A 21,077-nucleotide genomic window follows, 5' to 3' on the forward strand; every position below is an offset into this window, starting at 1 on the left:
ACAGGCGAAAAACAGGAGCTCTTGCGAAGGGCTTTTCTTGGCAGCAGCCATCATCACACAACTTGTTGACCCAAAGCCAACGACGCAACGCACGCTACAGTGTAAACTCGACTTGCAAAGGGTTTGGTAACTTCTTGTGATAAGCGGCAGGAGGAAAGGTGTCGGAGAGGAAAAGGCAAAGCTTGTCAGAGCGCCTAAAAGAGATTACATATCAGGATGTTGTGGATTTTTTTAATGACAGCCAGGTTGACCCAAGCTGTTCCGTCTGTGGCTCAGATCTCACACCCTTTCCGGCTATGGCATTCGAAGAAAATGGTGAAGGTGAGAGCACCATGCCCGTGCCTGACACAACCCATCCAGCCATAAAGGAATTGCTAGTGCATAGGTCGGCAGCACCCGCTGCCCAGTACACAGTTCCAGTGATCACTGTCTCATGTGTCAAATGCGGTCACATTATGCATTTTCTTGCCGATCGGATAACGACCTGGAAGACGCAGCATGGCAATAACGAAGAGTAAGCCAGCCGAGCCGCAAGGCCATAGCTTCATAGGCCATGAGCTCAGCTTGGTTGACCATGCTGGTAGGCCTTTGGGCATCGCTATGGTATCGAGCCATGTCGATGTCGCGTATATTGACGGTATGCAAGTAGAGGTCAATGGCAGCACCGTGAATATGAAGAAGGTGCCCAATCCTACAAGCGAAACCGAGACCATCAGCATGAGCAGTACCCAGGACCGCTACATCGACGCACGCCTAGCCGGGATCGAGAGCAAGCTCGATGCCCGTATGGAAGCTATACAGCGGTTCCAGGAGCAAGCTGAAAGCCGGTTTGAACGGGTTACTGAGCAGCTTCACACAGATTTCAAGGAAGCTCGAGCCGAGCTGGCGAAGGAATCGGAAGCTACTCGCCGCCATTCCACTCATGTAGCTATCGGCACTGTCGCCGGCGTTCTCGCTGCTGTGGGCTTGGTAATGGCTGTTGCGGTCAGCTGGATAGGTGATCAGAGCGCTTGGCTGCGCGACAGCGTGAACCGCATCGAGCAGAGAATCGAAGTGCCTCAAGCGGCACCGGCTACCACCAATACGCCTACACAGCAGCAGCCGGCCGAAACTGAGCAGCAGACGCCGGCTGAATAGCGGATCCATTGCCATATCCCCTAACCCGCCTTCATGGCGGGTTTTTTGCGTGCCCACCTTATGTGGCGGACGCATAATCCGCCCATATCCTTTGTATCATAAGGTCTCATCCCATATTGGCTATGCCAATCCTTCTATCTACCCATCAAAAAAGACGCTAATTAGCCCTTATCTCGGTAGTCTGTAACCAAATCCAGTGCCGAGACCCTTGCAATGATCGAGCAAGCTTTGGACCTGTTAGCCCGCAATGACTTGCCTACTTGGGAGCAGGATTGCGCAACCAGGCGTGAGCTTGAGCGGCTCAGAGAGGAAGTGTCCCGCTATCGAGTTGCCGCAGCTCACGACATCCAGAAGGCGAGGCGGGTCGCAGCTCAGGTTGAAGAGAGAGCCGAACGGATATCTGGATTCCTTCAGGGGCGCCGGTTTGGTGGCCGAGAAGCAAACAGCCGGGGGTTCGTGATCGGAGGTTACCGCTATGAAATCTGACCAGGAGAAACGGCTCAGGGGAAAGCAGGTGAAGCCGACCCAGCGACAGATCAAGGGCTATATGCGCCTGCTGCAAGATCGCGCTGAACAAGGGGACGTGAACGCCGCCGGCTGGCTTCTCCAATTGCACAACGCCGAGCAACTTTCGCTGAGGGGGTCGAGTAATGGGTGAGAAGATTCAGGAGCTCATGGTCGAGCTGGGTCTCGAGAGCGATGCCAAGGCTTTCCGAGAGGCCGAGGGGCTGTTCAACAGCTTGCGCTCCTCTGCCCTGCAGTTCGGTGCCGCGCTGGGTGGCGGCCTGAGCCTGCAGCAGCTCACCTTTGGCTTTGCTCAGAGCAAAGATGAGATGGCCCGCTTCGCCGACCAGATGGGCGTCAGCATCCAGCTTGTCGATGAGCTGGGGTTTGCGGCTCAGCGCAGCGGCGGTCGTGCCCGGGACGCCTTCGGCATCATCCAGCAGATGAACGAGCTGATGGATGGCGTAACGAAGGGTGATATCCCCGGTCTGGACGATGCGGCCTTCTGGGGGCTGGACCCCGCCGCCATCACTGAGGCCCGGGACGTTGCTGACCTAATCGAGCGGATCGCTGATGAAACGGCACGAATGGAAGACGACGCTCGCCGCGGAGCGCTCGGAGCCTTGGGTCTGGGATCGATTGCCGAGCATTCGCTGTTCACCGCCGGCGCCGACGCTATCCGGGCATACCGCCAGGAAGCCCGCGAGCTCTCTCAGATCACTGGCGAGATGGTAACCGTCAGCCAAGAATTTCTGGACGAGATGGCTCGAATGACTCGCCTGATGGGGCGCTTCACCAACGAGATCAGCACCGAGATACTGCCCAACCTTACCGCTGCCTCTCAGCAGTTCCGCGCCTTCCTGATGAACAACAGTGACGACATCATTACGCTGATGACACAGGGGCCGGAAGGCCTGGGCGCCAAGTACGGCGAGCAGGCGCGAGAGTGGCTTTCAGAGTATCTCGGCCAGATGCTGGATGGCATTGAGGTCAGGGGTGCAGAAGGCCCTATGTCATTGCGAGACGCTCTCCAGTCCCTGCCGAGCATGCCTCAGCTTCGCCCCGAGGATGTCGAGTGGCTGAATCAATTGCGCTTGATCCTTGGGGCGCGCCCCACCCAGATGTCGGCGCTTGATGTCCTAGTGGGCGGGGGCGATATCGGCGGCGATGATAGCAGCCCTGCCTCTCGACCCTCGCCAGCAGCACGTCTGCCGTGGTCCGACCTCTCCCGGTCCGGCATCGACCTGGGTGCCGATACCTGGATACCCGACGTTCACCCCGAGACCCTCGATACTATCCAGCAGATGCTGCGTAACGAGATCCCGGGTGGTATCGGCGGCGACCTTACGCCCGAGGAGCTCTACTACCAGCCTTCATCCGCCGAGCTGTTCCCGCAGGGCAATCGGACGGAGCTGCGTGAAGGCAACCGCCGGCAGCTGGAGCACCACTTCCCCGAGCAGTACCAGGGCAGCGTCACCTTCCACATTAACGGAGCGACTGACCCTGAGGCCGTGGCAGCCGCCGTAGATCGCCGGCTGAGCCAGCACGCGAGAACGGCCGCGCGCAGCTTCACCTGGCCCGAGGGTTCGGCATGAGCTTCATGGAAGAGCTCGATACCGGCGGGCAGCTGTTCGGCAGAGTCTACCGCCTCGAGATCGGCGACGAGGGCGAGACGCTGACCATCGACGGCTTTGACCCGGGGCGATTCGGTGGCGGCGTGGCCAGCGGCCCGGCACAGATCCGCTTTCGCGTGGCCAATACCATCTCCAGCAACTATGCAGTAGCTGAGATTACGGTCTATGGACTGGGCTACGCCAGCCGCATGAAGGCTTACACCCGCTACGACAAGGTGAGGCTTTACGCTGGGTACCGCTCCCGCCATGGCCTGATCTTCGCCGGCACGATCTACAACGTCGGGATCGGCAAGGAAGGCCCAGACAACTACATCACCCTGCTATGCACGACCACTGGCCGCGAATTCGACAGTGCCTTCCTCAATCGAGCTTTCGGCGTCGGCACGCCGCAGAAGGAGCTCATCCAGGCTGCCGCTGATTCCATGGGCCTGCCGGTAGAGTTCGTCGGCGACTTCGACGGACTGCCCAAGACAATGGGCGGTCGCACCATCAGCATGCCGCCCAAGCTGCTGCTGAACCAGATGGCTTTCACCTACGGCTTTACCTGGCACGTTGAGGACGGTCGGATCATCGCCGCCATCAACGGCGCAACCCGCGACGTCGAGCATCGATTCAGCGCCGAGACGGGCATGGTTGGCTCGCCTGTCATCCATGAGCGCGGCCTCGATGTCCGCGTGCTCATGGCCCCGAATGTTCGCCCACTGGACGAGGTGGTCATTGAAAACGCCACCGGCGACCTGGCCTTCGCCAGCCGGGTGGTTCGCTACCAGGGAACCATCGGCATCGGGCGCTACGACGCTCACGCCGTGATTCATACCGGCGACTACCACGGCGACAACTGGGCCACCACCATCGTCTGCTTCCGGCCTCGGATGCCCGAACGACAAGGGGGTGCCGCATGAGCAAGCGGGACGCCAAGGGAAGATTCCAGAAGGGAGCCACCGGTAACCCTGGGGGGCGGCCCCGCGAAGCCGACGAGCTGCGCCGGCTCCTCGCCGGGAGCGCCGAGAAGGTGGCCAAGAAAGTGCTGGAAGCAGCGGCCGAAGGCGACATGCAGGCGGCCCGCATCGTACTGGAGCGGCTGGTGCCGGCCATCAAGCCCGCTTCTGAGCCTGTCAGCTTCGAGCTCAAGGGCGACAGCCTGACTGAGCAGGCACAGAGCGTGCTCGCCTCGGTTGCTGCCGGCGAGCTGCCACCGGACCAGGGCAAGGCTCTGATCGATGCGATCGGCAGCCTAGTGAAGGTGGTGGAGCAAGACGAGATCCGTCGCCGCCTGGAACTACTGGAGGGAAAACGCGATGCCCAACCATAAGGCCCGGCTCCACGCCGACCAACACCGCTACCTCGGTACCGCCCTCGCCATTACCAAACCCCACCGCCTCGAGGTGGTAACTGGTAACCAGGTGATGGCCACGCTTTGCGGACAGTGCCCCGAGGCCCTGCAGACGAGAGCCCGGCGCTTTGCCGATGTGCTCCGCCTGCCGGCCGCAACCGTGAGGGCGCCCTCGTGAGAGTCACTTCCCGTATTCGTGGCGGACAAGGCTTCAGCCGCAAGATTCGCCAGCTGCAGGAGCGCCTGACCGAGAAGCACCGCGTCTATGTCGGTATCCCCCGGGACGCGGGCAACAGCGAGGACGGCACGCCCCTGGTGCAGATCGGGGCCATCCATGAGTTCGGCGGCAAGCACATTCCCGAGCGAAGCTTCCTGCGGGAGCCGCTGCTGGCCAAGCGGAAAGACCTGGCAATGGTCTTCAGGCAGCTGATGTCGAAGGTCGCCCGCGGTGAGCTGACCCTGCTGCAGGCTCTGGACCAAGTGGGCGCAAAAGCCGCCTCGATCAGCCAGGAAGCCATCAGCGCCGGCATCTCCCCTGCCAACGACCCGAAAACAGTGAAGCGCAAGGGCTCAAGCAAGCCGCTGATTGATACCGGCAGGCTCCGCCAGGCGATCACCTGGGAGATTCGCAACCCGAGGGACGTGGAATGAGAGCCGACCTGAAGCGCCGCCTGGAAGCGCTGGAGAAGGCTCGAGGGGCTGCCCTGGCCGACCAGAAAGCAGAGCTCACCGGTGATGAGGCCCAAGCCTTCATAGCCTTGTTCGCCTACGGCGCCGAGCGCCTGACTTGGAGCCGCTACGACAGCGACAACCCGCACCTGCCTGACGCGGTGAAGCGAGCGACCTACCTGATGGCCTATGAGTGCCGCGGCGGCATTCCTGGCCTGGAGGATCTCGATCTCGAGCCGGCGCCGTGGAGCCTGGCCGCCAAGAGGGTCGACGAAGAGGACCGCCACGATGAGACGTGACCTGATCAAGCGCCTGGAGCTGCTCGAAGCTGCTCGAGAGGCCTCCCGAAATATCTCAGAGATGGGCCAGGGGCTTGGCCACTTCTACAGCCTGGACAACGAAGAACGGGAGCAGCGTGTAGCCCACCTGTACCCCACCAACCGGCCCAGCCAGGGCCACCACTGAAACGAGGTACTAACCGTGAAGAACCAGACACCTGCCGAGATCGAAACCCGTATTGCCGAGATCGAAGCCGAAGAGAGCCGCCTGGCCGACATCGACCACGAGGCCCTGATGACACAGGCCGTCCTCGACGGCGACGACCTGGACGCCATCGAGCAGCAGCAGGCCGACGACGAGCGCCGCTTGAAGCGCCTGCGGGCCGAGCGCAGCGCCCTGATGAAGGTACTGCCGGAAGCCAAGAAGCGCGCGGCACAGCCCGAACTGGAGCGCCTCAAGGCTGAGCACGCCGTGCTGATGCAGGCGGCGGGCAAGCACGCCGCGTTCATGCTGGAGATCCTCGAGCGCCTGCCGGCCGAGATCGACGCCTTCGCCGACTTGGTCAGCCAGGCCAGCAACCTCACCGCTCAGGCAGTGCATATCGCAAAGGAAGCCGGTACCACGTGCCCCATCATGGGCGCGCCCCGCAGCCTTGCAATTCGCCGCGTCCTATCGGGTAGCCCGGCCTTCCATAACCAGCTCAGCCGACTTGAGCGGATCTCGAATATCAACGACTACCAGGGCCATCCCGGGGAGATCGTGGACGCACAGAAGGAGCAGGCAGCATGACCAGTACCTATGATGCCAAGGTCCAAGCGACCCGGGACGAGATCTACCAGGCGTACAAGGACCGTCGCTATGGCAGAACTACCGACGAGCACCCGCTTGAGCCTAAGCCAGGCGAAGCCCTGGCCGATGCCACGAAGCGCCAGATCCAAGAGGTGGGGACTGGAGAGCAGTCTGTCGAACGCTTCCAGGGAGAGGATGAGGCTTCCGCCATCAAGCGGCGAATGGGAGAGCTGCGCAATCAACTGCGCGAGCTAGGCGAGGAAGAAACCGACGACGAACCTGAGACCGACAAGACCGACAAGACCGACAAGACCGAGAAGGCTCAGGCGGCACGTGACTCCGCCTACGAGGCATTCATGAAGCGCCGTCACAGCCAGGTGCCCACGATGGACCGGGGGCGTGTCGAAGGCGCCCGGCTGGATATGGCCAAGGCGCAACGCATCGACGCCTTCGGGAAACCGATGGAGTGGAAATCATGAGCCACGGACGAGTGCGTGAGGTGCAGGCTGCCGCCATTACCCGCCAGCAAGCACGCCAGCGGCAGCTCCACCAAGGCCGCCGTCACCCGAACGACAGACGTGAGCCCAGCGAAGCCTTGAAGCGTCACGCTGCCAGGATGCAAAAGATCTGCAGTTGATCCGGCAGGGTCAGGGGGATCAGTCGGCGAGTGCCCTATCCAAAACCCCGACAGCCCGCGCGTCTCCGGCCTCACGGCAGTCTCCTGGCGGTGGCGGGTATCTTTACCAAAGAAGTCTAGAAGACTGGACATGGCGAAACGCTCTCACCTCCCTTATGATTCCCCCATTGGAAATAAAATCGCGTGGGGGGGATATGAGTAAAGCAACCAAACAGAGCGACAATGAGGTCAACTCGACTGAAGAGCAAAAAGAGAAATGCGGCATTGTCATGCCAATATCCGAAATAGATGGATGTGGTGAAAGCCACTGGCAGGAAGTTCTAAACATAGTCAAAGACTCTGTTTCCTTGGCAGGGTTTGAGGGCGATCTTGTAAGTTTGTCGGCGGACGTGGGAGTTATACAGCGGCGAATAGTAAAAAACCTGTACGAGAACCCTGTTGTAGTTTGTGATGTCAGCGGAAAGAACCCGAACGTAATGTTCGAACTGGGTTTAAGGCTGGCTTTCGACAAGCCCACTATTATAATAAAAGATGACATGACCGCTTATTCCTTCGACACTTCGCCGATCGAGCACCTAGAATACCCAAGAAGCCTTCGCCACCCTAGCATAGTGGAATTCAAGGCACAGCTTGCCAGCAAAATCATTGCAACCTATCAAAAGTCAATCGATGATCGTGATTACTCACCTTTCTTGAAGCACTTTGGCGATTTCACAGTAGCCAAGATTAATAACACGGAAGTAACACCGCAGGAGTTCCTTATAAAAGAGCTTCGAGAAATTAAGGAGTTCATGTTTCGTCAGGAGTTCCTTAATAATAAGGTAAGCTCTTTTTTAAGTTCAAGCAACCATTCAAAGATTACGCTTATTCACACCGAAGAGTTTGACGACTTGGAGCAGGCAAAATATTTTGTCGATACGATAACTGGGCTTCGAGGGGTTCGTGACATCGACATAAACTCTGATGGCTCAAAATTCTCTGTCAATATAAAGCATTCAACAGAGGTAAAGTCCATGGAACTACGCAGACTCAGAGAGTTGACTATAAAAAAGTATGAGAAAGAAACTGGTGAATGATGGTTCAATGTTACGGCCTGAGTGGGCGATTTAACCCGCCTATGGACACCGAATGAAGGCGTTCTTGTTCGTCGTATGTACGCTGGCCTTCAGTCTGGTCATGGCCGATGCAGGCGAGCGTTATTTTCAGTTTGGAACGATTCACTTCCCTCGCCAGGCTGACCCACACACTCTCTGAAGAGTGCCAGAGAAACATGGGCTCAGGCCCCGAATACCCAGCCTGCCAACGGATGGAGACGGCCCTGGTGGAAGCTAAGCGGCTGCTGGAAGAGAACTTGGGGGAGTTCGTGGACAACCAAGAGCTGCAGCAAGCCTTCCACGAGGATCCTGAAGCGATCGGTCGCATTCGTGAGCGGCTGGTGGCCGGCATCCAGCTGCTGGCCCACGCTGAGGCAACAGTGGAGCTGCTCGACCAGCACCGGGCCACATTCGGCGAGAGGTGAGATACCTGCCATGACCGATCGGCTGATGACTGCAAAGGATGTCGCTGAGCTGCTGGCCATCAGCCCTCGCAAGGTCTACGCCATCAAGAGCGAGATCGGTTATGTCGAGCTGGGTGGCAATGTCAGGTTCGAGCGCGCGGCTGTTGAAGCCTACATCGCCAAATGCCGGCGAGAGTCGGTCATCAGATCCCACGCTGTGCAGGTGCACGGCAATGATCGGTGGAGTGAGTCGCAGCGAAAGATCACTGCCGCAGACATCGCCCAGCTGCTTGAGAAGAAGCGCCGGGACAGGAATTGAGGCGGGTTCTTGGTAGCCAAGGCCAAACCGATTTGGTTCCCCCCCTTTCCCTCAATGGGAGTAAAAGCTATCAACTCTCAACCATGCCATCCTGATTGCACTCGGCATGCCGCCAGGGGTGGTCAATTTGGCCACCCTTCCATTCGCCTGAGCATCCACTCCTCGACCTCATGTTCCACCCAGTAGATGGGCGCCTGGCGAGTGTCGCCGTCCTTGCGGGGCCGTGGAAAGGTGTCGTCCTGGTCAAGCAGCTCATAAAGCCGTGATCTTGAGCAGGCGATCTTCTCGCAGACGTCTTTTGTTCGTAGGAACTTCAGCGGGCGCTGCTCTGTGCGGCCCTGTAGGTAGGCCTCGACAGCCTGGCGTGCCAGTAGGCGAATGATGGCCTGGTGTCCCTCGGAGAGGCCGCTGTAATCGTCAGAATCCGTCATGCTATGACCACGAGCTGGTGGGGTAGAGGAAGAGTATTGCTGGTCACAGCCAAAAAAACCGCCTCATCTATACCGTTTCCGGATCGATGGGCGGTTCGTTGGGTAGCTTAGCTAAGCGCTGCTAAGTTACTGAAAAATAAGGGTGAGTGGCGGAGGGACAGGGACTATCCGATTCGCCACCCAAGCCTTTGAAATCCTTGACATACAGCGGATTTCTGCTATTTTGGGACAAATCTTTGGGACAAATTAGCGGGAATCGCATGGCTGACAATCTGGTTTTGAAAGGTTCCACTTGGCATGTTCGCCTCGAACTGCCTGCTGATGTGCGACATGCATTTGGAAATCGTAGGAAGCTAACGAAATCGCTCAAGACTGGAAACAAAGTAGAAGCACACATCAGAAAGCTACCTGTCCTGAGTGAGTGGAAGGCACGGGTCCGCCAAGCCAGACGAGGTGTTGAGCAAGACATTCTTGATAATGAGTTGTATTCGTATCACTCGGCAGGTCTGGGGCTGAGAAGAATATATCAAGATATTCTTATGAATCACATTTATGGCAAGATCGACTTTAACAAGAAAATTGTCAAAAACAACAACGAGCTGAATAAAAAACATCTTGTATATATTTTTGAAAATGATGCGGATGGTCTTAAAAAGTGGAATGATAAGCTAGATGATATAGAAAACCGCTTCCCTGAAAATGAGCGGGCTAGTGCTGAGCTTGTGCTTGAATATCAGCAGATCAGCCAAGATATCCGCAACCTCATTAACCACTGGGGCTTCAAAGATAAGGGATTCAGTGAAAAGCAGGCTGACGAGTTAATCAGCACAATAAACAATCCTGAAGACTTTAAGCCGAAATCCCCTTTCACTTCGCAACGGCTCGATGCTTTCGCTAAACATCAAGTCGAAATTAAAGGGCTGGCTCAAAAAACTGTTGACACTTTTAGATCCAAACTGAAAGTGCTTAAAAATTATCTTGAAAAAGAAGGGATTGAATTATCATTTGAAAGCTACCAGCAGTTTTTAGACAGCTTGAATGTAAGCACAAGCACAAAGAAAAACCACATCCATGCTGGCTCAAGCTTTCACAAGTGGGCTTCAAAATACGACAAAGACTATAAAAGTCGATATGACACAAGAGACAACCCGTTCTTAGGGCACGAGTTGCCAAATGATAAGAAGAAAGGCAAAAAGAAGGAAGAGAAACGACTAGCCTTCAAAACTGAAGAGGTCAAGAAATTGTATGAGTTCGCTATATCGAAGCGAAAGCATCAGGTCGCTTATGCTATAAAAATCGCCGGTTTAACAGGTTGTCGTATCGAAGAAATATGTAGGCTAACAAAAAACCATATTGTGGCTGAAAATGGGGTTTTAAGCCTGTATATTGAGGAAGGCAAGACAGATGCGAGCATCAGAAAAATTCCAATCCATCCAAGCCTTAAATCGCTGATTGATCAGTTAGTTAAAAATGCCGACGATGGTGGTTATTTAATCCATAGCTCTGGGGGTAATCAATACGGCATCCGCTCGGACTCAATCAGTAAGGCATTTGGACGAATCAAGCGAGACCTTGGCTATGATACTCGCTATGTATTTCACAGTATCCGAAAAACTGTCATCACGTCATTACAGCATAACGACGTTAAGCCCCTTGTTATTGCATCAATAGTTGGTCACGAAACGGGCACTGTCACATTTGATATATATAGCGAAGGGGCGAGTGCCAAACAAAAGCGGGATGCAATAGAAACTCTACCAAACCTATAACTCGCCCATTGTATAATCTGGTCGGCTTTTAACTTTTTTCATTTTCAATCATATGAAGAGAAAGCTCGTCAAATAGTAATCGTGATTTTTCATCAAGGCTTCTGTATTTATTTAACAGTGGTATGGTTTTGTAATTAAACAGGTAGCGGTCAAGCCAGCCGGCAGGGATGAGCAATCTCTTTTCTATCTCCCTCGTAATTTTATTAGAAAAGCTTTTCTGGCCACAGACCACATAGCTTATATAACGTTGGTCTATGCCAGGGATGTCGATTTTTTTAGCTAGGCACTCTTGGGTGGGAACGGCTAATTTATTTATGTTTTTCTGCAAAGTGGTTGTATTCATAATATTGACTCGGTTATTTTTTATTTTCCGCATTATCTTTTGAGAACTTAGGGTATTTTACTAGGCCCTTATAGACGAGAGCCCCATAGCACATACAACAAAGCGAGAGAAGTATCATATACTTTGCTTTTACGATTAAAGAAAAACAGTCAGGGCGAAAGCTTGAAGTGTCGCATAGAAAAGTTTCATGGAAAAAAGGGCGATCAAAGTTAATCGAAAGCAAGTCCATACCATAATAAAGGCTAGCTAACAATCCAATGTCAGGATAATAATTTGAAGAAAGAAGCAACCAAGCAAAAATCGAAAAACCTGAAACAATAATTATTATCAAGCCCACTCTTTTGTTATCTGACATTGGCCACACCCTCCAGTTTTGATTAGTAAATATACCATTGACCAAACCTCAAGTCCACTGAGAGATACTTAACAGGCTTATAATTAAGTTGTATGTTATAATGTAGTTATTGGTGAGTGGTTTTAAGCCAGCACACCGCTCCGTCCCCTCCGGGGACTACACTGCTGGTGAGGGGGCAAGCCCCCTTCAATCCCCCAAAACCAAAAAAATAATAAAGGAGAAATGACATGGACGTTATTGATAAAAACAAAAACCAACTAAAGCGAACCATTGAAATGAAGGTTCGTGTGAATGATATTGAGTATAAAAAAATTAAAGAACTGGCTTACCTATACGGTAAACCTATGGCTGACATTTTTAGGGAGTCAGCCTTAACTGTTTCAAAATCACATAAGGGTGGTCGAAAAACTCAAAGAGCGGACCCTGCTTTAATAAGGGGTATAGCAAGAATCGGCAACAACTTAAATCAAATTGCCAAACAAGTTAATAGCACAGCTAAAGCTGGAGATGCTATTAACGTATTGGAATTGATTGATGTTCTTCACGGCATAAGAGCAGAAACAGAAAAACTCAAGGAGCAACAGCAACACAAGGAAGTGTCAAATGATAGTTAAGTTTAGAAAACAAAAGCGAGGTGTCCCTAAAAACCCGCTCAGGGCGGCGAAAGGTGCCACAGGCTATCTGCTAGGCAACAAAGACCATAAAGGCCGTGAGCGAGCTTTTAAGCCCCTTCTGCTAGCTGGTTCGCCCGATGAATTCGAGCAGATTGTGGGTTTTGGCAATAGAGCCGGTCAGTATACGAGCGGTGGCTTGTATTTCGAGGAAACGAGAGAACAGCTAGTTGAGAAGCACGGAAGTAATCAAGCAGTAGATAAAATACTTAAAGATATAATGGAAAGATTTGAAGAAACCCTTTTCCCAGGTCTCGACAAGGACCAGTATTGCGGTGTTTGGATTCTTCATGAAGACAAAAGCAATATTGAATTAAACTTCATATTTGCAAAAGAAGAACTTAGAAGCGGAAAGCGATTAAATCCTTATTTTCATAAAGACGACCTACAGCGAGTCAATGCTTTTAAAAACATAATCAACCACGAGTATGATTTAAGCGACCCTGGGACCCCAGACAAGAAAAGGGCATCAACACCTGAGTTTTTTAATGAATACAAGCCAGTTGATGGAGCCAGCCCAGAGAGTAGCAGAAGGCATTTCAAAAAGGCTTTGACTGAATATATTTCCCAACTTGTTGAAGACGGATTTTACAAAAACAGGGACGAACTTATCGACTCGCTAAACACGACAGAATATAAAGTTTCAAGAGCCACAAAGAAGTCTATTTCAGTTATAAATCCCGAAACTGGCAAACCTGCAAGACTTGCAGGGGCTATCTTCGAAGAGGGAGCGGACTACAAGCACTTTTCAAGCGAAGATTACAGAAATGAACTCATGAGAAGATACGAAGAAGAGCGACTTGAAAAAATAAACAAACAAAAAGAAATATACGAAGAGAAAATGGATGAAAAAAGAAAATACCTTATAAGCAAATATAACAAGGAGAATGGCTATGGAACAGCACATCAAAGAAATGATTTCAAACTTCATAATGAATCAAGAAGCGAGAATGAAGAAACTAGAAGAAGAGAATCAAGCATTGAGTCAAGAATTGACAGAAACGAACGAGCTTTTCTCGAAAGCCACAATGCTTTACGAGAACAAGCTGAACGACTTCAAAATGGCAGTTTCAAAAGATTTGAACGAAATGTCGAGAAGTTTAGAAGCACATCTAACCCATTCAACCTATTTGTTGAACTAATTAGAGAGATTAACGACTCGCTTAAAATAAAGGCCAAGAAGAAAAGCCTAAAAAACGACAAAGGCTTTTCAATGTAAAAGGGGCATTATTCGCCCCTTATGTTAAGTATTTCCGCTTTCAATAACTCATTTTTGCTTTCAAGAATGGCTTGCTTGTTGTAATACACGAAGCCATTACCTTCCACCTTCAGCACTATACCGCCCTCTATGACTTTGGCGGTATCGCTTGGATTTCCACTGAATAAATCGCAAAGCATATTTTCCATATCGCCCTCCTATGCTGCTTTCTTTTTTTCAGGTGGCTTCAAATAGTCTGAATCAACATCAAACGGGTCTTTTCTAAAATTAGCATTCCCGCCAAAGTTGTCTAATTCCCCAATCACTTTTCTGTGGAAATTAACATCCTTCTTCCACAAAATGCGAGGAGAAATTTCAATTCTTTCAAAAGCTGAACCAGATTTTTTAAAGTCTATTATATGTAATTCCTTTAGTTTTTTGAAAGACTTTGAAACCACTGTTGCATCAAGCCCCAACTCTTCAGCTATTGCTTTTTGTGTTTTTTTAACTCTATTCATATTAACTACATTATGCTTGCTTACCCTATTTGTTAAGTAGTTATAAACTGCATTATCAGTATTGTTGATGAGCTTTGTTTTTAAAAACAAAATCTCTTTTTCAATTCTGTTTTTTTGCTTATCGTCTTCTGTGCTTTTCTTTTCAGATTTTAGTTGAAGTATTCTTTTTCTGATTTTTGTCTCATATTGTTCTAATCCCATAGTGTAACTCCCCTTGTTCTGTCCGTGAAGAAAAAAGCCACGGTAAAAACCACCTATTTTATTGTTGCTTTCATCTTCACTATTGTTATTTTCTAGTTCTGTGTTATAATTGTCCATATAAAAGGATCTCCTTTTTACTCAGATTAAAGTTAAAAGCACTCTTGCAGGAGTGCTTTTTTATTATAACACAAAAAGGTTTATATTGAAAGACTTTCAAGATATATTGAAAGTCTTTCAAGTAATGATTTTCATATGTCCCGCAAAAATGCTTGAAGAATGACTTTTTTTAAAAACGACCTATTTATATGGTCTTCTATGCTGTGATTATCCTGTAAATCTTTCAAGAGAACTTGAAAGTCTTTCAAGCCTTGATTTTCATATTTCCTATAGAAGTGCTCAAAGAATGACTTTTTTCAAAAACGACCTATTTATATAGTCTTTTATGAGCCATTTTTTTTATTGAAAACCACACCAAGCCCGCTCTCGCGGGCATCTCTTTGTTTTCGACCCTACCGCCCTATCGGGCTCTCGTTCGCTTCGCTCACTCACCTCCCGCCCTTCGGTTGGGGCTATTGAGTAAGGAGGAATTGGCTTTCTCTATCGTTAGCCTTCCGGTTTCGTGGTGGTAGCGACCAAGCCGGGCTTCGGCTAGAAGCCTCCAGAAGCTCGCCTGAGCGGTTTTGTGTGTGAAGGTATGGAAGAAGCGGGCAGGGTTGGGTTAGGAAACGGCTCAGAACCGCTTTTAGACGGGGGAGATTTTGGGACAAAAGGTTGGGACAAATCGAAAAAGAAAAAGCCCCGCAACCTGTTGATTTGCGGGGCTTTTTCAGATCTGGCGGAGGGACAGGGATTCGAACCCTGGGTAGGCTCTCACCTACGCCGGTTTTCAAGACCGGTGCATTCAACCGCTCTGCCATCCCTCCGGCTCACGGGGGCGAATATTACCAGTTATGCGCATAAGGTCAAGGGTAACGGCGAGGTACCTGCCGGGTAATCGCGACCCGCAACGTTGCAGCCCCAAATGTCGAAAGTTTTCACGCTTTCTTCGCGGGGGTGGCAGGGGAGCAACTGGAACCGAACGGTGCGTTGCGCTAGCCCGGCTAGAGGCCGGTCGGCCGGAAGCAACCGGCAATGTCGCGATGAAGCTTCGTTGAGCCTTGCAGAACTAAGGACTTGCGTCGGGAACCAACCGACGGCATCCTTGGTCCACTGCTGAGATCAACCAAGATCAACTACAGGGAGCTCTGGATCAATGGCCTATCACGATACACATGTGGCCCAGCATTCGACCCAAGCCGTCAGTGCCAACAAGGTACTGCGCAATACTTATGCGCTGCTGGCGATGACCCTGCTGTTCTCCGCCGTGACGGCGGGTGCCGCCATGGCCATGGGCGTCGAACGGATGAACATCTTCGTGTTCTTCATCGGCGCGTACGGCTTGATGTTCCTGGTCCACAAGACTGCCAACTCGGCTACCGGTCTGCTGGCGACGTTTGCCTTCACCGGATTCATGGGCTTCACTCTCGGGCCTATTCTCAGTGCCTATCTGGCTCTGCCCAACGGCGCCGCACTGATCATGAACGCTCTGGCCATGACCGGCCTGACCTTCATCGGTCTCTCTGCTGTGGCACTGGTAACCAAGAAGGACTTCAGCTTCCTGGGCAACTTCCTGATGGCAGGCGCCATTGTGCTGATCCTTGCCATGGTCGCGGGACTGATCTTCCAGATCCCGGCGCTGATGCTGATGGTGTCGGCCGGCTTCGTGCTGTTCGCCTCGGCCGCCATCCTGTATCAAACCAGCGAGATCGTTCATCGCGCCGGCGAGACCAACTACATTCTTGCCACCATCACGCTGTATGTCTCAATCTACAACCTGTTCGTCAGTCTTCTGGCACTGCTTGGTATCATGAGCAACGACTGATAACCGAACACGAGGGTATCGCCAGGCCCCGCTCATGCGGGGCCTGTGCGTTTGCATAGCAGGAACCGTTACATGCGCTATGGTCTACTCGTCAACGGGGCGCCCTACAGTAGCCAGGCCGCCCACTCCGCCCTGCGCTTCGCCTCGGCGCTGCTGGCTCGGGGGCACCGCCTCGAGCGTGTCTTCTTCTATCATGATGGTGTCTTCAATGCGGCACGCCTCGCCGCGCCGCCTCAGGACGAGCCACACCTTTACGATGCCTGGTGCGCGCTGAATGCCGAGCACGGCACGCAGTTGCAGGTTTGCATTGCCGCAGCCCTGCGGCGGGGGATGCTCGATGCCCGCGAGGCCGACCGGCATGGCAAGTCCGGTCACTGCGTGGAGCCGCCATTCGAGCTCACCGGCCTCGGCCAGCTGATCGACCTGGGGCAGGAGGTCGACCGCCTCGTGACTTTTGCGCCATGATCGTTGCATCTGGAGGAGAGCGAGCGATGACGACACCTGTCCCTGTAGAAGGCGACCTGCTGGTCATCCTGCGCCATTCGCCTCACGGCAGCAGCTGGTTGCGTGAGGGACTCGACGCGGCGCTGGTGGCTGCCGCCTTCGGTCAGTCGGTGACGCTGTTGTTCATGGCCAATGGAGTCCTGGCTCTGGCCAAGGGGCAGCAGGCCGGTCCGTTGGGACAGAAGGGTACGGCGGCAACCATGGACATGCTGGCCATGTACGATATCGAGTCGCTGTTCGTGGCCAACGACGCCCTCGCGGAATTCGGGCTCGCCCAGCAAGACCTCATGCTTGCCGCCGCTGGGCTCGAGGCCGAGGCGATTGCCGAGCTGATGGCCGGACATCGGCAGATACTGACGTTCTGAAGGCTTCGATACCACTGCGAGAGTGCTCATGATACTGCATATTCTCAACCGACCGCCCAGTACGAGCCTGGTGTACCGCGAGGCTCTCGCGGCCATGGGAAGTACCGACCGGCTGTTGCTGATCGAGGATGGCGTGCTCGGGGCGCTGACGTCTCAGGTGCGCCATTTCCAGCAGGTGGGTGGCCGTCTTTTCGCCCTGCGCGAAGACCTGGTCGCCCGCGGTCTCGACGGTCAATGCGATGCCTCTGTTCAGGTCGTCGATGTGGATGGCTTCGTGACTCTTACCGAAGAGGCAGACAAGACGGTGAGCTGGTTCTGATGGCTTCTGCCGAAATTGCGCGTTACATGAGCATCGGCGACAGGCGTATCGCTCTGGATCCCGAAGGCTATCTCATTGAGCTCTCCGACTGGACGCCGGGCGTGGCCGAGGCCCTGGCTGCTGAAGAGGGCCGGGAGCTGGGTGAAGAGCATTGGGAAGTGATCGAGGTGCTTCGCGACTTCTATGCTCGCTATCAGGCCTCGCCGGCCATGCGTCCGCTGGTCAAGGCGGTGGGGCAGAGATTGGGATCGGAGAAGGGGCGCTCGTTGCATCTGATGCGCCTTTTTCCCGACAGTCCCGCCAAGGTGGCGGCGCGCCTGGCGGGCCTGCCAAAGCCCGCCAATTGTCTGTGAAGGGGTCGGCATGAACTTCCTGGCTCATGCCTGGCTTGCCCGTGGCGGCAGCGACGAATTCTTGTACGGCAATCTGATCGCCGATGGCGTGAAGGGCAGCGACCTCTCTGCCTGGCCTGCCGAGGTGGCGCTGGGCATTCGCCATCATCGCCGGGTCGATGCCTTCGTCGACGCTCACCCGGTCGTGCTGTCGGCACGCAGACGTGCGCCTGCCGAGCATCGCCGCTACGCCGGCATTGCGCTTGATCTGGTGTGGGATCACTTCGTTGCGCGAGAACTCGACCTGGGGCGACAGCAATCTCTTCTGGTACTGCGTAGCTACGAGGTGCTCAGCCACAGGCCTGCCCCAGCCCGCCTGGAAAGCATGATACCGGCCCTGGTCGCCCAGGACTGGCTGCATCGCTATGCCGACTTTTCCTTCACCTGCGATGCAATATCCGGCATTGGTCGGCGGTTGTCGGGCCCCAATCGTCTGGCGGCATCGGTGCCCTGGCTCAAGGCGGACTATGCCGGCCTGGAAGCGGACTTCCACCGACTGTGGCCGGCCGTCGTGCATGCCCTGGAAGTCCCTCGCATGGAGTGACTCCGCTGCCTCAATCGGCCCTGAGCCACAGGCAGTCGATCCAGTCGCCCTCGCTGACTTGCGTATCGGCCGGTATCACCGCCAGCGCATCAGCATATACGCAGGATGAGAGAACGCCGGAGCCCTGATTGGCAAAAGCGTGTGCGCGCAAGCCGTCTTGCTGCATGGCGAGCGAGACTCGCATGTAGTGCCGCCGCGGCCCGGTGCTGGTAGCGAAGCAGGCCCGTGCCCTCAACTTCGGCAGGCTCGCCAGGCCGGGGCAGGCGAGCAGGGCGCCCATCAGCGGGCGCAGGAAAAGCCAGGCGGCAACGAAACTGGAAACGGGATTGCCGGGCAAGCCGACGAAGCGCACCTCGCGTCCGCCACTGGCAAGGAGTCGGCCCAGGGCCAGCGGCTTGCCCGGTTTGAGCGCCAGGCGCCAGACATCCAGTTGACCTATGGCCTCGATGGCGGCTTTGACGTGGTCCTCTTCGCCGACGCTGACACCGCCCGTTGTCACCACCACATCGACCTGCTCAGCGGCACGTGCCAGCACGTCCCGGGTGCTGCCGGCATCGTCGGGCAGCGAGGCGATGAAGGAAACCTCGGCGCCGAATCTTTCCAGCAGCTCCTTCAGCATGGGGCGGTTGCTGTTGTAGATCTGCCCAGCCGCCAGCGGCTGGCCCGGTTCGACGATTTCATCGCCACTGGTCAGCAAAGCAACCCTTGGCCGCCGACGTACCGCTACGTCGACGATTCCCTGGCTGGCCAGATGCCCCAGCGCAGCACCATCCAGGCGGTGGCCGGCGTTGAGCAGCACTGCGCCTGCGGTAACGTCGTCGCCACGGTGGCGCACGTTGTCGTGTACCGTCACTTGCCCCGGAATCTCGGCCTCGTCACCGCAGACCTCGACTTTCTCCTGCATGACGACGCAGTCGGCGCCTTCCGGCAGTTCGGCACCGGTGAAAATGCGAGCGCAGGTACCACGCGCGAGCGGTCGCGCCTTGACCCCGGCGGCGATACGCTGGGCGATCGGCAGGCGTCGGCCGGCATCCTCGTGATGCAAGGCGTAACCGTCCATGGCGCTGTTGTCGAAGGGGGGCACATCGAGCCGCGCGATGATGTCGTCGGCCAATACCCGGCCCCCGGCCTCGCTGCAGCTGACGAGGTGTGCTTCGACGGCATCGACGCCCTGGAGCAGAGCGGTCAGCGCGGATTCGACGGACTGCAGCTCAGCCATGCTGGCCTCTTCCGGGGATGACCAGGTTGGCGAAATTGCACGGTTTGTGGCGACTGTCGAGCTGCTCGGCAAGCAGGCCGTCCCAGGCGGTGCGGCAGGCGCCGCTCGACCCGGGCAGGCAGAAGATCGCAGTGGCATTGGCAAGGCCGGCCAAGCAACGGCTCTGGATGGTCGAGCTGCCTATCTCCTGCCAGGAGAGCTGGCGAAATTGCTCGCCGAATCCCTCTATCCGCTTGTCCAGCAGCACCGATACCGCCTCTGGGGTGGAATCTCGGCCGGTGAAGCCGGTCCCGCCGGTGGTCAGAATCACCTGCACATCGGAAGCGGCGATCCACTCGGAAACCGCGGCACGAATGCGGTATATATCGTCGACCACGATGCGGCGCTCGGCCAGCTCATGCCCGGACTCGGTAAGTCGCTCGGCGAGCAGGGCGCCGCTGCGGTCGCTGTTGAAGTCACGGGTATCGGAAATGGTCAGCACCGCGATTTTCAGCGGGATCATCGACTCACTCATGAGCCCGACTCCCGCTTGCGGGCCTGGCGCTGCTCGAAGGCGGCAAGCTGCTCCGGCGTAGCCTTGGCCTGGTACTTGTCCTTCCACTCCCCGTAAGGCATGCCATAGACGTATTCGCGTGCCGCCTCGTAATCGAGCTCGGCCCCGTGCTCGTCGGCAGCGGATACAAGCCACTTGGAAAGACAGTTACGGCAGAAGTCGGCAAGAATCATCAGGTCGATGTTCTGCACTTCCTTGTGGGCATCCAGATGCTGAAGCAGGCGACGGAAGGCGGCGGCCTCGAGCTGGGTGCGTGTGGCGTCGTCGAGATGCTGCATACGTTGGCTCCTGGTTGTGTCGCCTCAGGATAACAAAAAAGACATAACTGGTTGACGGCTCAGACGACTTCGCCACGGGTGCAGACCGATAATACGACCGCGTCGTCATCGCTGATGGAGACGAGCGCATGCCCCATGTCGCTGTCGAAATAGATACTGTCGCCGCGTGACAGCTGCAACGGCTCGTAAAACTCGGTATAGAGACGAATCTCGCCCTCCAGCACCATCAGGAACTCTTCGCCATCGTGGCGTACCCACTCGCTGAATTCATCGAAGCTGCGGGCACGAACGATGGTCTTGAACGGGATCATGCGCTTCTGAGCCAGCTCGCAGCTGAGCAATTCGTGTTCGTAGGTGGGTGTCGGGTGACGCTGGCCTTCGCCTTGGCGAGTCAGGTCGCGGCGACCCATGGTGCGCGGCTGGATCTTGGGTGGCGTCAGCAATTGAGGCAGGTCGATGCCAAGGCCGTTGATCAGTTTCTGCACGGCGGTGAACGTCGGTGATATCTGATCGTTCTCGATCTTGGAGAGCGTGGAGCGCGCCAATCCCGTACGTTGGCTGACATCCTCGAGCGTCCACTGGTTGGAGAGGCGAATCTCCTTGAGTCGTTCGCCGAGACGCAGGGGCTCGACGAACGGCTTGCGTCCCGAGGCGATGCGCAGCGCGGCCTGCTGATCGGTGTTGGCGGGCATTGATG

The 21,077-nt window shown here is 54.9% G+C and carries 33 protein-coding genes and 1 tRNA gene; 24 read left to right on the forward strand and 10 right to left on the reverse strand.

Annotated elements, in window-relative coordinates:
- Nucleotides 1-498 precede the first annotated feature (498 nt).
- From AC2VNO_RS11730 to AC2VNO_RS11800, 15 genes are all read left to right on the forward strand, one after another.
- Nucleotides 499-1,137 (forward strand): hypothetical protein, encoded by a 639-nt coding sequence (locus tag AC2VNO_RS11730; RefSeq protein ID WP_486934292.1) that lies wholly within the window; start codon nt 499-501, stop codon nt 1,135-1,137.
- 475 nt (nt 1,138-1,612) lie between these two features.
- Entirely contained in the window at nt 1,613-1,795 is a 183-nt protein-coding gene (locus AC2VNO_RS11735) for a hypothetical protein (RefSeq protein WP_486934293.1), read from the forward strand.
- A complete protein-coding gene (locus AC2VNO_RS11740; RefSeq protein WP_486934294.1) occupies nt 1,788-3,236 on the forward strand; it encodes a hypothetical protein in 1,449 nt (482 codons plus the stop codon). Before AC2VNO_RS11735 ends, AC2VNO_RS11740 begins: the two co-directional genes overlap by 8 nt.
- On the forward strand, nt 3,233-4,177 hold the full coding sequence (locus AC2VNO_RS11745; RefSeq protein WP_486934295.1) for a baseplate hub protein: 945 nt from the start codon (nt 3,233-3,235) through the stop codon (nt 4,175-4,177). Before AC2VNO_RS11740 ends, AC2VNO_RS11745 begins: the two co-directional genes overlap by 4 nt.
- Nucleotides 4,174-4,587, forward strand: a complete 414-nt coding sequence (locus AC2VNO_RS11750) for a DUF5681 domain-containing protein (RefSeq protein WP_486934296.1) — start codon at nt 4,174-4,176, stop codon at nt 4,585-4,587. The genes AC2VNO_RS11745 and AC2VNO_RS11750 overlap by 4 nt, the downstream gene beginning before the upstream one ends.
- Nucleotides 4,574-4,786, forward strand: a complete 213-nt coding sequence (locus AC2VNO_RS11755; protein ID WP_486934297.1) for a hypothetical protein — start codon at nt 4,574-4,576, stop codon at nt 4,784-4,786. The genes AC2VNO_RS11750 and AC2VNO_RS11755 overlap by 14 nt, the downstream gene beginning before the upstream one ends.
- Complete coding sequence (locus tag AC2VNO_RS11760) at nt 4,783-5,259, forward strand: hypothetical protein (protein ID WP_486934298.1); 477 nt, start codon at nt 4,783-4,785, stop codon at nt 5,257-5,259. The genes AC2VNO_RS11755 and AC2VNO_RS11760 overlap by 4 nt, the downstream gene beginning before the upstream one ends.
- Nucleotides 5,256-5,576, forward strand: a complete 321-nt coding sequence (locus AC2VNO_RS11765) for a hypothetical protein (protein WP_486934299.1) — start codon at nt 5,256-5,258, stop codon at nt 5,574-5,576. Before AC2VNO_RS11760 ends, AC2VNO_RS11765 begins: the two co-directional genes overlap by 4 nt.
- Entirely contained in the window at nt 5,566-5,742 is a 177-nt protein-coding gene (locus AC2VNO_RS11770) for a hypothetical protein (protein ID WP_486934300.1), read from the forward strand. The genes AC2VNO_RS11765 and AC2VNO_RS11770 overlap by 11 nt, the downstream gene beginning before the upstream one ends.
- Before the next feature lie 15 nt (nt 5,743-5,757).
- Complete coding sequence (locus AC2VNO_RS11775) at nt 5,758-6,345, forward strand: hypothetical protein (RefSeq protein WP_486934301.1); 588 nt, start codon at nt 5,758-5,760, stop codon at nt 6,343-6,345.
- A complete protein-coding gene (locus AC2VNO_RS11780; protein WP_486934302.1) occupies nt 6,342-6,824 on the forward strand; it encodes a hypothetical protein in 483 nt (160 codons plus the stop codon). Before AC2VNO_RS11775 ends, AC2VNO_RS11780 begins: the two co-directional genes overlap by 4 nt.
- A complete protein-coding gene (locus AC2VNO_RS11785; protein ID WP_486934303.1) occupies nt 6,821-6,982 on the forward strand; it encodes a hypothetical protein in 162 nt (53 codons plus the stop codon). The genes AC2VNO_RS11780 and AC2VNO_RS11785 overlap by 4 nt, the downstream gene beginning before the upstream one ends.
- Nucleotides 6,983-7,176: 194 nt before the next feature.
- The gene (locus AC2VNO_RS11790) at nt 7,177-8,058 is read left to right on the forward strand and encodes a hypothetical protein (RefSeq protein WP_486934304.1); all 882 of its coding nucleotides are present in this window, start codon (nt 7,177-7,179) and stop codon (nt 8,056-8,058) included.
- Nucleotides 8,059-8,303: 245 nt separating this feature from the next.
- Nucleotides 8,304-8,501 (forward strand): hypothetical protein, encoded by a 198-nt coding sequence (locus AC2VNO_RS11795; RefSeq protein WP_486934305.1) that lies wholly within the window; start codon nt 8,304-8,306, stop codon nt 8,499-8,501.
- A gap of 10 nt (nt 8,502-8,511) precedes the next feature.
- The gene (locus tag AC2VNO_RS11800; protein ID WP_486934306.1) at nt 8,512-8,799 is read left to right on the forward strand and encodes a helix-turn-helix domain-containing protein; all 288 of its coding nucleotides are present in this window, start codon (nt 8,512-8,514) and stop codon (nt 8,797-8,799) included.
- A gap of 122 nt (nt 8,800-8,921) precedes the next feature.
- Here the strand turns inward: AC2VNO_RS11800 and AC2VNO_RS11805 are convergent, their stop codons facing one another.
- A complete protein-coding gene (locus AC2VNO_RS11805) occupies nt 8,922-9,230 on the reverse strand; it encodes a helix-turn-helix transcriptional regulator (RefSeq protein ID WP_486934307.1) in 309 nt (102 codons plus the stop codon).
- A 260-nt stretch (nt 9,231-9,490) separates the two neighbouring features.
- Here AC2VNO_RS11805 and AC2VNO_RS11810 point away from each other — a divergent pair, with 260 nt between their 5' ends.
- A complete protein-coding gene (locus tag AC2VNO_RS11810; RefSeq protein ID WP_081135687.1) occupies nt 9,491-10,999 on the forward strand; it encodes a tyrosine-type recombinase/integrase in 1,509 nt (502 codons plus the stop codon).
- A gap of 28 nt (nt 11,000-11,027) precedes the next feature.
- Here the strand turns inward: AC2VNO_RS11810 and AC2VNO_RS11815 are convergent, their stop codons facing one another.
- The gene (locus AC2VNO_RS11815; RefSeq protein ID WP_081135690.1) at nt 11,028-11,342 is read right to left on the reverse strand and encodes a hypothetical protein; all 315 of its coding nucleotides are present in this window, start codon (nt 11,340-11,342) and stop codon (nt 11,028-11,030) included.
- Between the two features lie 13 nt (nt 11,343-11,355).
- Nucleotides 11,356-11,697 (reverse strand): hypothetical protein, encoded by a 342-nt coding sequence (locus tag AC2VNO_RS11820; RefSeq protein WP_139790019.1) that lies wholly within the window; start codon nt 11,695-11,697, stop codon nt 11,356-11,358.
- A 227-nt stretch (nt 11,698-11,924) separates the two neighbouring features.
- Here AC2VNO_RS11820 and AC2VNO_RS11825 point away from each other — a divergent pair, with 227 nt between their 5' ends.
- Together AC2VNO_RS11825 and AC2VNO_RS11830 are read left to right on the forward strand one after the other, a co-directional pair.
- Nucleotides 11,925-12,311: a plasmid mobilization protein gene (locus AC2VNO_RS11825; protein WP_486934308.1), complete on the forward strand. Its 387-nt coding sequence runs from the start codon at nt 11,925-11,927 to the stop codon at nt 12,309-12,311.
- Nucleotides 12,301-13,587 (forward strand): relaxase family protein, encoded by a 1,287-nt coding sequence (locus AC2VNO_RS11830; RefSeq protein ID WP_486934309.1) that lies wholly within the window; start codon nt 12,301-12,303, stop codon nt 13,585-13,587. Before AC2VNO_RS11825 ends, AC2VNO_RS11830 begins: the two co-directional genes overlap by 11 nt.
- An 8-nt stretch (nt 13,588-13,595) precedes the next feature.
- On the opposite strand, the gene AC2VNO_RS11835 is transcribed toward AC2VNO_RS11830, so the two are convergent.
- The 3 genes from AC2VNO_RS11835 to AC2VNO_RS11845 form a co-directional block, all read right to left on the reverse strand.
- Nucleotides 13,596-13,775 carry a hypothetical protein gene (locus AC2VNO_RS11835; protein ID WP_081135697.1) on the reverse strand — a complete coding sequence of 60 codons (180 nt, stop codon included), beginning with the start codon at nt 13,773-13,775 and terminating at the stop codon, nt 13,596-13,598.
- 9 nt (nt 13,776-13,784) lie between these two features.
- Nucleotides 13,785-14,402, reverse strand: a complete 618-nt coding sequence (locus AC2VNO_RS11840) for a replication/maintenance protein RepL (protein ID WP_486934310.1) — start codon at nt 14,400-14,402, stop codon at nt 13,785-13,787.
- Nucleotides 14,403-15,118: 716 nt separating this feature from the next.
- Nucleotides 15,119-15,208 (reverse strand) — tRNA-Ser (locus AC2VNO_RS11845).
- A 329-nt stretch (nt 15,209-15,537) separates the two neighbouring features.
- Between AC2VNO_RS11845 and AC2VNO_RS11850 the strand changes: the two genes are divergently transcribed.
- From AC2VNO_RS11850 to AC2VNO_RS11875, 6 genes are all read left to right on the forward strand, one after another.
- Nucleotides 15,538-16,206, forward strand: a complete 669-nt coding sequence (locus AC2VNO_RS11850; RefSeq protein WP_228578792.1) for a Bax inhibitor-1/YccA family protein — start codon at nt 15,538-15,540, stop codon at nt 16,204-16,206.
- 72 nt (nt 16,207-16,278) lie between these two features.
- Nucleotides 16,279-16,671: a sulfurtransferase complex subunit TusD gene (tusD, locus tag AC2VNO_RS11855; protein ID WP_486934311.1), complete on the forward strand. Its 393-nt coding sequence runs from the start codon at nt 16,279-16,281 to the stop codon at nt 16,669-16,671.
- A gap of 26 nt (nt 16,672-16,697) precedes the next feature.
- Nucleotides 16,698-17,075 (forward strand): sulfurtransferase complex subunit TusC, encoded by a 378-nt coding sequence (tusC, locus tag AC2VNO_RS11860; protein ID WP_486934312.1) that lies wholly within the window; start codon nt 16,698-16,700, stop codon nt 17,073-17,075.
- Between the two features lie 28 nt (nt 17,076-17,103).
- A complete protein-coding gene (tusB, locus tag AC2VNO_RS11865; RefSeq protein ID WP_486934313.1) occupies nt 17,104-17,394 on the forward strand; it encodes a sulfurtransferase complex subunit TusB in 291 nt (96 codons plus the stop codon).
- Entirely contained in the window at nt 17,394-17,747 is a 354-nt protein-coding gene (locus tag AC2VNO_RS11870) for a TusE/DsrC/DsvC family sulfur relay protein (protein ID WP_486934314.1), read from the forward strand. Before tusB ends, AC2VNO_RS11870 begins: the two co-directional genes overlap by 1 nt.
- Nucleotides 17,748-17,757: 10 nt before the next feature.
- Entirely contained in the window at nt 17,758-18,330 is a 573-nt protein-coding gene (locus AC2VNO_RS11875; RefSeq protein WP_486934315.1) for an acyl carrier protein phosphodiesterase, read from the forward strand.
- Between the two features lie 10 nt (nt 18,331-18,340).
- Here AC2VNO_RS11875 and AC2VNO_RS11880 read toward each other — a convergent pair whose 3' ends face one another.
- From AC2VNO_RS11880 to AC2VNO_RS11895, 4 genes are read right to left on the reverse strand one after another with little or no spacing between them, the layout of a single operon-like run.
- Nucleotides 18,341-19,549 (reverse strand): molybdopterin molybdotransferase MoeA, encoded by a 1,209-nt coding sequence (locus AC2VNO_RS11880; protein ID WP_486934316.1) that lies wholly within the window; start codon nt 19,547-19,549, stop codon nt 18,341-18,343.
- On the reverse strand, nt 19,542-20,063 hold the full coding sequence (gene moaB, locus AC2VNO_RS11885) for a molybdenum cofactor biosynthesis protein B (RefSeq protein WP_486934317.1): 522 nt from the start codon (nt 20,061-20,063) through the stop codon (nt 19,542-19,544). Before moaB ends, AC2VNO_RS11880 begins: the two co-directional genes overlap by 8 nt.
- On the reverse strand, nt 20,060-20,380 hold the full coding sequence (locus tag AC2VNO_RS11890) for a DUF1244 domain-containing protein (RefSeq protein ID WP_486934318.1): 321 nt from the start codon (nt 20,378-20,380) through the stop codon (nt 20,060-20,062). The genes moaB and AC2VNO_RS11890 overlap by 4 nt, the downstream gene beginning before the upstream one ends.
- A 59-nt stretch (nt 20,381-20,439) precedes the next feature.
- The gene (locus tag AC2VNO_RS11895; protein ID WP_228578783.1) at nt 20,440-21,072 is read right to left on the reverse strand and encodes a helix-turn-helix domain-containing protein; all 633 of its coding nucleotides are present in this window, start codon (nt 21,070-21,072) and stop codon (nt 20,440-20,442) included.
- Nucleotides 21,073-21,077: the final 5 nt, after the last annotated feature.

The organism is Halomonas sp. TH-94, from assembly GCF_057473365.1.